This is a genomic window from Heliophilum fasciatum (assembly GCF_004341395.1).
Taxonomy (GTDB): domain Bacteria; phylum Bacillota; class Desulfitobacteriia; order Heliobacteriales; family Heliobacteriaceae; genus Heliophilum; species Heliophilum fasciatum.
In genome coordinates this window covers 25,975-38,633 of record NZ_SLXT01000013.1, presented here as the reverse complement: position 1 = coordinate 38,633, position 12,659 = coordinate 25,975, and the positions used below count along the sequence as shown (strand labels likewise).

The window sequence follows — 12,659 nt, the reverse complement described above, 5'->3', positions numbered from 1 at the left end:
AAGGTGTTTATCCCGAAAACGGCAAACGGAGGGGAGCCTATGTCCTTTTACCAGCAACTGGCCCGTTACTATGATCTGGTCTTTCCCTATCGTCCGATCCAAGTGGAATTTCTGGAGAAAGCCTTTCGCTCCACCGGTGCCCGGCATTTGCTTGACGTTGCCTGTGGTACGGGAAGTCAAGCGATCCCGCTGGCTGAGCGCGGCTTTCAAGTGTTCGGCGTCGATGCCGGAGTGGAGATGGTGGAACTGGCCCAAAAGAAGGCCGGCGACTTGCCGGTACGCTTTGAGGTGGCACAGATGCAAGATCTCAAGTCATTGCGGCAGCAGTTGTTTGCAGCCGACGGCAAGGCCCCTTGGGACGGCGCTTATTGCATCGGCAACTCACTGCCCCACCTGGAAGATGATCAGGAGATCGTGACGTTTTTATCCGATCTGCGCCGGGATCTGCTGCAACCGGGCAGTTTATTGATCATCCAGATTGTCAATTTTCCGGCCATTCTGTCCGGTCAAGCCGATTTCCCGGTGCTGCGAGGGGAAATGGAAGGTGCGAAAGTGGCCTTTTATCGCAGTTATCAAGAGCTCGATACCCAGCGCGTGACTTTTTGCACCCGGTTAGAAATTGAAGAGCCCGGCCAAGCGCCGGTTCGGTTAGAAAATCAGTTTCCCTTGCGTGCCCTTTCGCAAGTCAAGCTGCAAGTTCTTTTGCAGGATGCCGGCTTTGAACCCTTTGCTTGGTATGGTGATTTTGGCGGCAGCCCCTGGCAAGAAAACAGTCCGGCCATCATCGTGACGAGCCGGGTCTGTTGATTTTTAGAAACGGTGAACGTATAGCCCGGGAGCACGACGCGGAAAGGCGGGGTATGATGGAAAAAATCGCAGCATTCTTGATTGTGCTGATGCTGATGGGTACCGGCTGTTCCCAACGTCCATCTACGGGCAGTGGCGATGCCACACCGGTAACAGGGCAAGGGAGTGAAAAAGCCATGGGCATTGCTTACCAAAAGATATCGCCCTCTGAGGCGAAGAACCGATTGGCATCTGAAGCGGGCATTGTGTTATTAGATGTGCGAACGCCGGAAGAATATGAGGAAAAACATATTCCGAACAGCCTGCTGATCCCCTTGGATGAGCTGGAGGAAGAAGCGGCTGTCCAACTTGCTGATCAAAATGCCACCATCTTTGTGTATTGTCGCAGCGGCCGCCGCAGTGCGACGGCGGCGAAATGGCTGAATACACAAGGGTACAGGAATGTTTATGACCTGGGCGGGATTCTCGATTGGCCTTATGAAGTAGAGCGGTAAGCGGGGACCTGTTTTTTCGATAACGCAAAATAAAGCAAAAAGCCTCGGTTTTTTCGTAAAACCGGGGCTTTTTTATGGTATATAATGAACATAGCCGTAGCTTCTACAAGGCATGGGTTACCGGAGACAGGAGAAAATAAACACTGAAAATCAAAGGAGTAACAGTAATGGATTACAAAGCAAAGAGCAAAAAATGGGCACAAGCCGCGATCCTATCGGTCATGCTCGCGTCTATGGCTACGCCGTCCTATGCCGGCGATGCGATTTCGGTACATATCAACGGCGTACCGATGCAGTTTGACGTACCGGCCACCGTAATCGACGGGCGTACGATGGTGCCTCTCCGCGGGATCTTTGAAGCGCTTGGTGCGGAAATAAGCTGGCATGACGATACGATGACCGTTGAAGCGACCCGGGGGGAACAGCACATTACCTTACCGGTTGGCAGCAAGCAAGCGATCATCAAAGGGCAACTTCGCGATCTCGATGTGCCGGCCATGCTGATGGAAGGCCGAACCATGGTGCCGGCACGGTTCGTCGCTGAAAGCTTGGGATGCAATGTTGCTTGGGATAATGCGACGCGGACAGTGTTGATTACGACAGACGACGGTGCCCCCTATAACTATGAACCGCAACCGTCAACCATCGATGATGTGCCGGCGGTGGGCGAAGCTCCGCTTGTTGATGAGAGTCCGGTTACCCAGGAAGCTTCCGGCGGTGGTGACGCTGCTACGCTGGAGCTCATTGCACAACTTCAGCAAACGCTGGCCATTTACCCCGATATGGCAGGCAGTATCGCCTTTAACATTGCCATGATGCAATTCAAGATTGGTAATTTTGACGAAGGCATTCAAAATGTGTTCCTTGCTGCACAGGCACGACCGAAACTGGCCTACAACACGTTGTCCTCCGGTGCCCAGGCGTTGTTTAACCTGGGACAAACCGAGCGGGGGAATCAAGTTCTTGATGAAGCCATGAGCATCGATCCGGAAAATCAGATGATCTATCAGATGATGAAAAAGTAGAGTCATGGGAGGTTATCGATCATGAACTATACCATGCTGGGGAAAACGGACCTGAAAGTGTCCGAACTGGGCTTTGGTTGCATTCCGATCATCCGGTTGGCTACCGAGGAGGCCGTCAAGGTCCTTCGCCATGCCTTTGATAAAGGAATTACCTTTTACGATACGGCCAATGCCTACCGTGACAGTGAGCAAAAGATCGGGCTGGCTTTTCGCGGCATGCGCCATCAAGTAGTTATCGCCAGCAAGACCATGCGTCGGGACGGTGCCGGGGCGATGGAGCATCTGGAAAACAGCTTGCGCATGTTGCAGACCGATTATATTGACCTCTTCCAACTCCATCAAGTGGCGACGGAACCGGACTGGCAAAAGGTGATTGCCCCGGGCGGTGCTTTAGATGCGCTTCGTAAAGCGCAGGAACAAGGCAAGATCCGCTACATCGGCGTCACCTCCCATAGCCGTGAGATGGCCATGCAACTGATCCGGACCCAACTGTTCAGTACAGTCCAGTTTCCTTTTAACTTCATTGAAGATGCGGCCAAAGATGATTTGCATCCACTGGCCCGTGAACTGGGCCTGGGTATTCTGGTCATGAAACCCTTTGCCGGCGGTATGATCGACAATGCGCCCCTGGCCTACAAGTTTTTACGGCAATATCCGGATCTTTTGACGATTCCGGGATTTGACTCGATCGCTTCGGTCGATGAGATCACGTCATTCTATGCAAAACCGAACCAGGTGACCGAAGAAGACCTGGCCGGGATGGAGCGATATCGTCAGGAACTGGGCCAGCAATTCTGCCGCCGCTGTGAATATTGCCAGCCTTGTCCCCATGGCGTGATGATTACGCCGGCCATGGGTTATCAAGTGGTAGCCTCACGAATGTCACCGCCGGTGGCTGTTGATTTTATCTATACTCCCATGTCCACCGTTCCGAAGTGCACGGAGTGCGGCCTTTGTATCCAGCGCTGCCCCTACGATTTGCCGATCCCGACGATGCTCAAAAAGCACCATCGTATGTGGGAGGAGCATAAGGTAGCCTGTGGAAAGCGGTAGCGATCTACGTCATCTCAGAATAGGTTACACTATAAAAAAAACAGCGTGATCATTGATACGCTGTTTTTTTATAGTCCTCTGTAATGAGAAGGGTTGATGCATCTTCGTGAAAACCAAAGCATATTTGACGAACCGATCGAGAAGTTTCTATATCGCTTTCCTGATAATATTTACCTTTATTTTTGTCTTTTTTAATTTGGCTGAAGAGCTTGTAGAGAATGAACTGACCGCTTTTGATACCTCTATAACAAATTTTATCCTTGGGTTTATGAATGACGCCGTGACTTCTTTCATGAAATTCATTACCAAACTTGGTGCTATGGGTACGATCATCAGTCTACTTCCCATCTGTGCAGGTCTGATGCTTTGGCAAAAGAAAAAGTGGGAAGCGATGGCGTTGATCGCTGCCGTGTCCGGTGGGGCGGTATTCAATCTTGTGCTCAAATTTATTTTTAAGCGGGAACGACCGACGTTACACCGGTTGATTGAAGAGTTTGGATACAGTTTTCCGAGTGGCCATTCCATGATGTCGATGATCTTTTATGGAATGGTTACGTATTTTTTGCTGTTGTTTCTGAAAAACAAGACGGCCAAATCCGTAGTGTTGGTGGCAGGGATAACAGTTGTAAGTTTGATTGGAGTTAGCCGAATCTATCTTGGTGTTCATTACCCGAGTGATGTATTATCGGGCTTCGCCGCCGGAGGAGCGTGGACGATGATTTGCATTTTAGCGCTTCATTTCATTGTTCAAAGGCGCAAGATGAAGAGCGATTACGATTAACCAGCAAAAATGTTAGTAGAGAGCAGAAACAACATGGGGAGGTAGCATAAACATAATGGATAGCGTGAGCAATCAAGAGACGTTTCTCGATTCGGCCGCATATCGGCAAAAGTTTATGGAACAAGATGCGCTGAGTCGCCATTTGGGGATCTCACTCGACGAGGTACGGCCCGGTTATGCTAAGGCCACCCTGGTGGTGACGCCCACCTTGTTGAACGGTGTCGGCGTGACTCACGGCGGTGCTGTGTTTACCTTGGCCGACATCGTGCTGGCCGCAGCCAGTAACAGCCACGGTACAAGTGCGCTGGGGTTAAACGTCAACATCAGTTACATGAAAGCGACCCGCACCGGGGAAACGTTAACGGCGATTGCCCGGGAAGAGAAAATGACTCGTAAGATCGGCTTTTACCGCATGGAGGTTCGCGACAGCACCCAAGATCTGGTGGCTGTTGCCGAAGGGATGGTGTACCGGAAATAAGTAGCTATGAACAGGCGAAGAACCGGCAGATAAAAAGAACTTCATATAGGTAAGCAAAACGGTGCAGTGTACTCCGAGGAGCCATTGCACCGTTTTTTTTGATCCGAAAAAGTTTTTTAGAAGAACCCTAAAGGATCCATGCTGTAACTGGTCAGCACGTTTTTCACTTGTTGATAGTTGCGGAGCGCCATCAGGTGCGTTTCACGGCCGATGCCGGAAATTTTGTACCCGCCAAAAGCGGCATGGGCCGGGTACTGGTGATAGCAGTTGACCCAGATCCGTCCAGCTTGTACGGCCCGCGATACGCGCTGGGCATTGTGAATGTCACGAGTCCAAAGACCGGCACCGAGACCGAAGGCTGTGTCGTTGGCGATGGCGATGGCTTCGGCTTGATCTTTGAAGGTTGTGACGGCCAGGACGGGGCCAAAGATCTCTTCCTGGAAGAGACGCATTTTGTTGTTGCCTTTGAATAAGGTCGGTTGTACATAGTAACCGCCTTGCAAGGACGCGTCCATCGCAGCAGCGCCGCCACCGATGAGGCATTCGGCCCCTTCGTCACGGCCGTGCTGAATATATGTAAGGATCTTATCCAACTGTTCCTGCGATGCTTGGGCGCCGATCATCGTTTCCGTATCGAAGGGGCTGCCTTGTTTGATGGCCCGTACCCGGGCGAGAACACGCTCCATAAAAGCGTCATAGATCGATTCTTGGATCAGTGCCCGCGAAGGACAAGTGCAGACTTCGCCTTGGTTGAGGGCGAACATGACGAGACCTTCTACGGCTTTGTCGAGAAACGCGTCGTCTTGGGCCATGATGTCGGCAAAGAAAATGTTCGGTGATTTGCCGCCCAGTTCCAAGGTGACGGGGATGATGTTTTCAGCAGCATATTGCATGATCAACTTGCCCGTGGAGGTTTCACCGGTAAAAGCGACTTTGGCGATACGCTTGCTGCTGGCCAGCGGTTTGCCCGCTTCTAAGCCAAAACCGTTGACGATATTGACGACGCCAGGCGGCAGCAGATCTTGAATCAGTTCCATGACGTACAAGATGGAAACCGGTGTTTGTTCGGCCGGCTTAAGCACGACACAGTTGCCGGCGGCCAATGCCGGTGCCAGCTTCCAAGCGGCCATGAGAATCGGGAAGTTCCAAGGGATGATCTGGCCAACGACACCAAGGGGCTCATGGTAGTGATAGGAGACGGTATCTTTATCGAGATCGGCCAGGGAGCCTTCCTGGGCGCGAATCACGCCAGCAAAATAGCGGAAATGGTCGATGGCCAGCGGGATATCGGCAGCCAGCGTTTCACGAACAGGTTTGCCGTTTTCCCAGGTCTCGGCTACCGCGATTTTTTCCAGGTTAGCTTCCAGACGATCGGCGATGCGCAGTAAGATGTTGGAACGTTCAGTGACAGACGTTTGTCCCCAAGCCGCTTTGGCGGTATGGGCAGCATCAAGGGCTAATTCAATGTCGGCGGCGTCGGAGCGGGCCACTTCGCAAAACACTTGACCGGTAACCGGCGTGATGTTTTCGAAATACTTGCCGTTGACCGGCGGAACCCATTGACCACCAATGAAGTTGTCGTAACGGGAGCGATAGGTCATGACCGAGCCGGGTTGCCCTGGATGCGCGTAAATCATAGAATCCTCTCCTTAAATGTTTGATTATGTCCTAGGGGGAAGTATATGGGAGAAATGTGACGATTTCAATAGTCGAAATATTGGATATTTTAAGATCCTCTCTGAGTCCTATCCCACAAGGAGCAAGGGAGCAAGGGAGCCAAGCAGCAAGTACGCTGGTGCATGATCAATCCCAGAAAAGGTGATGATAGGGAGTAAATGCGCAGGAAAAAATGGCGACTCCGAAGCAATGCGCCCAATCCTGAGCAAACATGAGGAGGACAGGGAAATGGCAGAACAAATCAATGCACTTGGCGCGGCCGCGGCCTATCAACTGGCCGATGTGGTCAAAACAACGCCGCAATTTGCTTCCATTACGCCACGATGGCTGATTCGCCTGCTCGATTGGAAAGCCTTAGAGACAGGCGTCTTTCGGCTCAATAAAGTCAAAGAAGGCAAGACTCCGCTGGATGTGCTTTGCAGTCAACAAGGCAAGGTCGGCATTCCCGAAGGTTATGTGGATTATGAACTGCAGCCGCGCGAATATCGCATGAATTCGATTTCGACGATCATTAATGTACACACGCGCGTCTCTGATATTTACAACAACCCCTATGATCAGATCCAAGAGCAAATTCGCCTCGCTATCGAAAGCTTAAAGGAAAAACAAGAAAGTGAACTGATCAACAATGAAGATTACGGGCTTCTTTACAATGTGGCTCAGTCCCAGCGGATTGAGTCCCGTACCGGCTATCCCACACCGGATGATCTGGACGAGTTGATCGCGAAAGTATGGAAGGAACCGTCCTTTTTCCTTGCTCACCCGCGGGCCATTGCGGCTATCGGTCGTGAATGCACGCGCCGCGGTGTGCCGCCGGCGACAGTCAACCTCTTTGGTTCGCCCTTTCTCACCTGGCGCGGAATTCCGATCATTCCTTCGAACAAGCTTTTTGTCAATGGGCAGAAAGAGCCCAAAGGCAAGGGCGGCAAAACAAACATTCTGCTGATCCGCACTGGCGAAAGCAAACAAGGCGTGATCGGGCTTTTTCAAGCAAACTTGCCTGGCGAACAATCGCGAGGTTTGTCGGTGCGCTTTATGGGTATCGGGACGAACGGGGTGGGGTCATACTTGCTGTCCCTCTATTGCTCGGCAGCGATTCTGGCCGATGATGCCATCGCCATGTTGGAAAATGTGGATGTAGGCAACTACTATGACTATCAATAGCCTGCATGATCTTGTAGACTTCCCCGTTGACCCCATCGTACAGCTGAGCCAAGATGCCCCGGTCGTGGCGAACCTGTTGCCGGAAGTTTCCGTCATCGCAGCGATGATTCAGGAGTACTTTCCGGAGTTTCAAGTACCGGCGAAAAACGGATCACCGGATCCGGTACTTATTGCAGAGAACGATGGGGAAGGCGGGGCAACAAACCAGGATGAACGAAAGAACCTAGGCCCAGGTGAGCCGACGCCGCTAAGCCTGGTTCCCGTGAAACTGACAACACTTCATCCCGGCAATCCAAACTGGAGCCCCCTTTCGATGGCCACCACTTCGCCGGTTGCTCCTGCGCCTGTGATGTCTGCGCCGGTTGTGCCTGCGTCCGTAGTGCCTGCCCCACATCTCCGGACCGACGGCTTCGAAGTCACGCTGGTGCGCCGCGATTTCCCGATCCTGGCCGAAAAGGTCAATGGCAAAAACTTAATCTGGCTGGACAATGCCGCCACCACCCATAAGCCGCAAAGCGTTATCGATCGCATCAGCTATTTTTACGCCCATGAAAATTCCAACGTACACCGCGGTGCCCATACCTTGGCTGCGCGATCGACCGATGCCTATGAAGGCGCCCGGAAAAAAGTAGCCCAGTTTCTGAACGCTTCCTCACCCCAAGAAATCGTCTTTGTCCGTGGAACGACGGAAGGGATCAATCTGGTGGCCCATAGTTGGGGCCGCTATCACCTGCAAAAAGACGATGAAATCGTCATCACCTGGCTGGAGCATCATGCCAATATGGTGCCCTGGCAGATCTTGTGCCGGGAAACCGGGGCAAACTTGCGCGTTGTACCCGTCGATGAAACGGGACAAGTCCGGCTAGATGAATATGCCCGTATCCTTAGCCCCAAGGCTAAGCTGGTCGCGCTTACCCATGTTTCGAATGCCTTAGGTACGGTGACGCCCGTTGCCGAAATGGCCTTCATGGCCCACCGTCATGGCGCCAAAGTGCTTGTCGACGGTGCGCAAGCGGTGCCCCATCTGAAGGTGGATGTACAGGCCCTTGATTGTGACTTTTATGTATTTTCCGGTCATAAAGTGTTTGGCCCCACCGGCATCGGCGCGTTGTATGCCAAACCGGAGATCCTGGATGCTATGCATCCCTACCAAAGCGGCGGCAATATGATCGCCGATGTGACCTTAGAACGGTCCTTGTACCAACCGGCGCCACAGCGCTTTGAAGCGGGAACCGGCAATATTGCCGACGCCGTCGGCCTCGGCGCGGCCCTCGATTATGTGATGGCCATCGGCATGGAAACCATCGATCGCTATGAACACCGGCTGTTGGCATACGGGATGGAGATGCTGCGGACGATCAACGGACTGCGCTTGATCGGCACGGCCAAAGAAAAAGCCAGTGTCCTTTCCTTTGTGATCGATGGATTCACCACCGAAGAGATTGGACAAGCCCTCAGCCAGGAAGGCATCGCCGTTCGTGCAGGCCATCACTGTGCCCAGCCGATTTTGCGGCGTTTTGGCCTGGAAAGCACCGTACGACCGTCGCTGGCTTTGTATAACACCATCGATGAGATTGACGCCATGGTGGCCGTACTGAAAAAACTCACCTTGTCGCAGCGAACGACAAGGTGGTCATAGCGAAATGATGCCTGGCAAGTTTCCTTCCTTGGTTCAATCGAAACAAAGTGAAACTTGCCAGTTTTTATTTTCCTAAAATAAAGAAAGATATCAACCGGCCCGATTATACATAATTAGGGTATGCTATAATCTACATTAACATTAGAGAGGTAAAAAAATCGTGAGGTAAACATCGTTATTCCGATTAAAAAGGGGTGAGTATCATGGCGATCGATAAGCAAAAAGGAAATGGTGACGTAAAAGAAAAATGGACATCGCTACAGATGCTAATTACGTCCTCCTTTATTGCACTGATGATTACGACGATTGGTTTCATCGCCTATATTGTTTTTTCCAATTGGTATGGTACAGCCGAACGCAATATGAGGAACATGGAAATCGATGCCAATCAAGCGATCGTCGACAAGATTGAAACGCTGATGCAACTCCCTGAATATATCAACAAAATAAACTATGGCCTGATTCAAAACGATGTTATCGATATGAATAATAAGCTGAAAAGAGACGCTTTTTTTGCCGGCGTCATTAAGGCCAACAGCGAAGCGATCTACAGCTTCAGTTATGGGATGGAAAGCGGCGACTATTATGGCGCTCGCAGAAATCCCAATGATCAGCTTGAGGTCTACCGGAATAACGCCGAAACCAAAGGAGATGTTCACTATTACCGGTTGAACGAAAATTTTACCGAAGGTACCTTTGTCGGTAGCGTTGGGAAATTTGATCCGCGCACGCGTGATTGGTATCAACGGGCCAAGGAAATGGGTACCCCCTACTTTTCTCCGGTCTATAAACATTTTGTGAATGAAGAAATAGTACTTACGGCGGCATACCCCATCTACAATCAGAACCATCAACTGCAAGGCGTATTGGGGACCCATATCGCGCTTTCCCGTTTGAATCACTATCTCCAAGAGGTTGCCCAGAAGAATGGTGCGATCTCGTTGATCGTAGAAAAGCAATCCGGTATGCTGATCGCCAATTCATTTGATCAAAGGAATTTTACAACAGAAGCTGACGGAACCATCCAAAGAACGACGGTCGATCAAACTGGCAAACCAGCGATTATCGCAGCCTATCAAAATTATATACAGGGAAAAGGCAACTGCACCGTTATAAACACTGAAAGCAAAACATGTCGTGTAAATGTTGTGGAATACAATAAAGAAGGTTTAAATTGGCTGATCATCACCGCTTTTCCCGAAAGTCTTTTTACAGCGGACATCGATAAAAGTGTCAAAACGGCACTCCTATTATCGTTGTTGGCCCTTGGCCTGGCGATCGTCATTCACCTGAAAAGTACCAAGGTCATCCTGCGACCGATCAACCATTTGATCCATGCGTCTGAGGAATTTTCCAAAGGCAATTTAGCGCAACGAGTGACCGTATTTCGCAATGATGAGATCGGTAACCTGGCCAAGGCCTTCAATCGCATGGCTCACGAATTGGATGTGCTGATCAACAATCTGGAGGATAAAGTCAACGAGAGAACGGCGGAACTTCAAGAAAGCCAAAAGGCACTCGTTCTCGCCAAAGAACTGGCCGAAGAAGCCAACCATGCCAAAAGCCAATTTTTGGCTACTATGAGCCATGAAATCCGGACGCCCATGAACGGCCTGATGGGGTTTCTGCAACTGCTGGAAACAACGAAATTAGACAGCGAACAGTTAGAATTCGTTCAAATCATGAAAACCTCAACGGATAACCTGCTCAAAGTGATCAATGACATCCTCGATCTTTCCAAAATCGAATCGGGCAAGATGGAAGTGGAACAAATCCCCTTTGATATTCGTTCGGCCATTAATGGAACGGTTCGATTGTTTGAGGCTAAAGCGCGGGAAAAAGGCATCGATCTGCAAGTGATGATTCGTTCTGTCGTCCCACCCTATGTGATTGGCGATCCCACACGGTTGTGCCAAGTGCTCAGTAACCTCGTGAACAATGCCATCAAATTTACTGATGACGGAGAAGTGCTGATCGAAGTGTCCCTCTGGGAGCAGTCGGAAAACACCATGGAAGTCGCCTTTGCCATCAAAGATACCGGTATTGGCATGTCGCAAGAAGAGATCCAAAAGCTCTTTCAACCTTTCACTCAAGCTGATGCATCATCGACGCGCAAATACGGTGGAACGGGCCTGGGCCTTTCCATCTGCAAAAAGCTGGTCGAGATGATGGGGGGAACGATCAATGTAGCCAGTGAAAAAGACCAAGGCTCCACGTTTTATTTCACGGTGACCGTGGCCAAAGCAACAGGCGTAGAAATCCCCAGTTTACCCGGCTATTCGGTGCTCCAAGGAAAACAGATCTTGCTGATCGATGACCAAGCCATGGACAGTGATATTGCGAAAAATTATCTGGAGAAAGAAGGATGCCAGGTTGTTACCACCACAGGCGTCGACGAAGAGCTGCACCGGATTGTTGCGGAGCGGGCCGGACAACCTTTTGATGCGATTTTAGTGGACTATGACATGACCGGGGTTGAGGATTTTTATCTTTCGGCAGCACTGCAGACGATGGTGAATGGTCACCATGTGCCGATGATTTTACTAACGGCACTCAATGCGATGGCCGAAGCCAAAAGAGCCAAAGCGAAAGGTTTTGTCGGATATATTTCCAAACCCTATAAGCGCAAGGAACTGCTTGATTGTATCGCCATGGTGCTTGACGGGCAGAAACCGGGCAGCGACAGCGAAGAGCTTTTTATCACCCGCCATACCGTACGAGACGCCAAATTTAACAGTCAACTGAAGATCTTGCTGGTAGAAGATAATGAGATCAATAGGAAGTTTTTCGTTAAGCTGTTGAAAATGAGCGGGCTCCATTGCGATATTGCCGTCAACGGGATGGAGGCCGTCAAAGCTTGCGCGTATAACGACTATGATATTGTCTTTATGGACGGCCAGATGCCGCTGCTGGATGGCTATGAAGCGACAAAGCAGATTCGTGCGGCCGAGGCCGGCAAAAAGCATACAGTGATCATCGCGATGACCGCTGACGCGATGAAGGGTGATCAGGAAAAATGTTTGGAAGCCGGAATGGATGATTACTTAAGCAAACCGGTGCGCATGGATCAGGTGCTGACGATGCTGCGTAAACACGGCAAAGCGCAAGACAGTAAAGCGCGAGACGGCAAAGCGCAAGACGATAAAGGCGATGAAAAAGCAAAAGCTTCCCCAAGCCCCGCTTCCGAGACGATCAAGCGGCTGATGGAGGAAACGGGCCTCCAGGAGGCGGACTGCAAAGAATTGCTCAAGGGATTATGCGACCTAACGAACGGATTGATCCGTGATATTTATAACCAGCTTGCCAAAAATAATTTTGCCGAAGTGCGGTTTCTTCTGCATCAGTTAAAGGGTGCATCGTCCAGTGTCCGGGCGATGGAAATCGCCAAACTGTCCGTAGAAGCGGAGACGTTCGTAAAAGAGGGAAACCGGGAACAGCTTGCGTTGGTGATGGAAAAGCTGACGACGGCGATCGATCGCTTATGTGCGGAAGAAGTGTAAAAAAGATTTCCACCGTTGATAGGCCGCAACCCGTAGCGCAG

The 12,659-nt window shown here is 50.8% G+C and carries 10 protein-coding genes; 9 read left to right on the top strand and 1 reads right to left on the bottom strand.

From position 1 onward, the window contains the following. Positions 1 to 39: 39 nt before the first annotated feature. From EDD73_RS08355 to EDD73_RS08330, 6 genes are all read left to right on the top strand, one after another. The gene (locus EDD73_RS08355; RefSeq protein WP_131919330.1) at positions 40 to 807 is read left to right on the top strand and encodes a class I SAM-dependent methyltransferase; all 768 of its coding nucleotides are present in this window, start codon (positions 40 to 42) and stop codon (positions 805 to 807) included. Between the two features lie 56 nt (positions 808 to 863). Then, complete coding sequence (locus EDD73_RS08350; RefSeq protein WP_243116843.1) at positions 864 to 1,301, top strand: rhodanese-like domain-containing protein; 438 nt, start codon at positions 864 to 866, stop codon at positions 1,299 to 1,301. Positions 1,302 to 1,468: 167 nt separating this feature from the next. Next, complete coding sequence (locus tag EDD73_RS08345; RefSeq protein ID WP_131919329.1) at positions 1,469 to 2,326, top strand: copper amine oxidase N-terminal domain-containing protein; 858 nt, start codon at positions 1,469 to 1,471, stop codon at positions 2,324 to 2,326. A 21-nt stretch (positions 2,327 to 2,347) separates the two neighbouring features. Beyond that, on the top strand, positions 2,348 to 3,379 hold the full coding sequence (locus tag EDD73_RS08340; RefSeq protein ID WP_131919328.1) for an aldo/keto reductase: 1,032 nt from the start codon (positions 2,348 to 2,350) through the stop codon (positions 3,377 to 3,379). Positions 3,380 to 3,485: 106 nt separating this feature from the next. Next, positions 3,486 to 4,160: a phosphatase PAP2 family protein gene (locus EDD73_RS08335; protein WP_131919327.1), complete on the top strand. Its 675-nt coding sequence runs from the start codon at positions 3,486 to 3,488 to the stop codon at positions 4,158 to 4,160. Between the two features lie 55 nt (positions 4,161 to 4,215). Then, complete coding sequence (locus tag EDD73_RS08330) at positions 4,216 to 4,638, top strand: PaaI family thioesterase (RefSeq protein WP_243116842.1); 423 nt, start codon at positions 4,216 to 4,218, stop codon at positions 4,636 to 4,638. Positions 4,639 to 4,754: 116 nt separating this feature from the next. Here EDD73_RS08330 and exaC read toward each other — a convergent pair whose 3' ends face one another. Continuing rightward, positions 4,755 to 6,275 carry an acetaldehyde dehydrogenase ExaC gene (exaC, locus tag EDD73_RS08325; protein ID WP_131919326.1) on the bottom strand — a complete coding sequence of 507 codons (1,521 nt, stop codon included), beginning with the start codon at positions 6,273 to 6,275 and terminating at the stop codon, positions 4,755 to 4,757. 268 nt (positions 6,276 to 6,543) lie between these two features. On the opposite strand from exaC, the gene EDD73_RS08320 reads away from it, so the two are divergent. The 3 genes from EDD73_RS08320 (at position 6,544) to EDD73_RS08310 (ending at position 12,618) form a co-directional block, all read left to right on the top strand. Further along, positions 6,544 to 7,479 (top strand): family 2A encapsulin nanocompartment shell protein, encoded by a 936-nt coding sequence (locus EDD73_RS08320; RefSeq protein WP_131919325.1) that lies wholly within the window; start codon positions 6,544 to 6,546, stop codon positions 7,477 to 7,479. Next, the gene (locus tag EDD73_RS08315) at positions 7,466 to 9,118 is read left to right on the top strand and encodes a family 2A encapsulin nanocompartment cargo protein cysteine desulfurase (RefSeq protein ID WP_131919324.1); all 1,653 of its coding nucleotides are present in this window, start codon (positions 7,466 to 7,468) and stop codon (positions 9,116 to 9,118) included. The genes EDD73_RS08320 and EDD73_RS08315 overlap by 14 nt, the downstream gene beginning before the upstream one ends. Positions 9,119 to 9,321: 203 nt before the next feature. Continuing rightward, positions 9,322 to 12,618, top strand: a complete 3,297-nt coding sequence (locus tag EDD73_RS08310) for a response regulator (protein ID WP_131919323.1) — start codon at positions 9,322 to 9,324, stop codon at positions 12,616 to 12,618. Positions 12,619 to 12,659 lie beyond the last annotated feature (41 nt).

What these genes read in the sequence shown, in the direction of transcription:
- EDD73_RS08355 (WP_131919330.1), top strand. Translation starts at nt 40, where the DNA reads ATGTCCTTTTACCAGCAACTGGCCCGTTACTATGATCTGGTCTTTCCC.
- EDD73_RS08350 (WP_243116843.1), top strand. Translation starts at nt 864, where the DNA reads ATGGAAAAAATCGCAGCATTCTTGATTGTGCTGATGCTGATGGGTACC.
- EDD73_RS08345 (WP_131919329.1), top strand. Translation starts at nt 1,469, where the DNA reads ATGGATTACAAAGCAAAGAGCAAAAAATGGGCACAAGCCGCGATCCTA.
- EDD73_RS08340 (WP_131919328.1), top strand. Translation starts at nt 2,348, where the DNA reads ATGAACTATACCATGCTGGGGAAAACGGACCTGAAAGTGTCCGAACTG.
- EDD73_RS08330 (WP_243116842.1), top strand. Translation starts at nt 4,216, where the DNA reads ATGGATAGCGTGAGCAATCAAGAGACGTTTCTCGATTCGGCCGCATAT.
- exaC (WP_131919326.1), bottom strand. Translation starts at nt 6,275, where the DNA reads ATGATTTACGCGCATCCAGGGCAACCCGGCTCGGTCATGACCTATCGC.
- EDD73_RS08320 (WP_131919325.1), top strand. Translation starts at nt 6,544, where the DNA reads ATGGCAGAACAAATCAATGCACTTGGCGCGGCCGCGGCCTATCAACTG.
- EDD73_RS08315 (WP_131919324.1), top strand. Translation starts at nt 7,466, where the DNA reads ATGACTATCAATAGCCTGCATGATCTTGTAGACTTCCCCGTTGACCCC.
- EDD73_RS08310 (WP_131919323.1), top strand. Translation starts at nt 9,322, where the DNA reads ATGGCGATCGATAAGCAAAAAGGAAATGGTGACGTAAAAGAAAAATGG.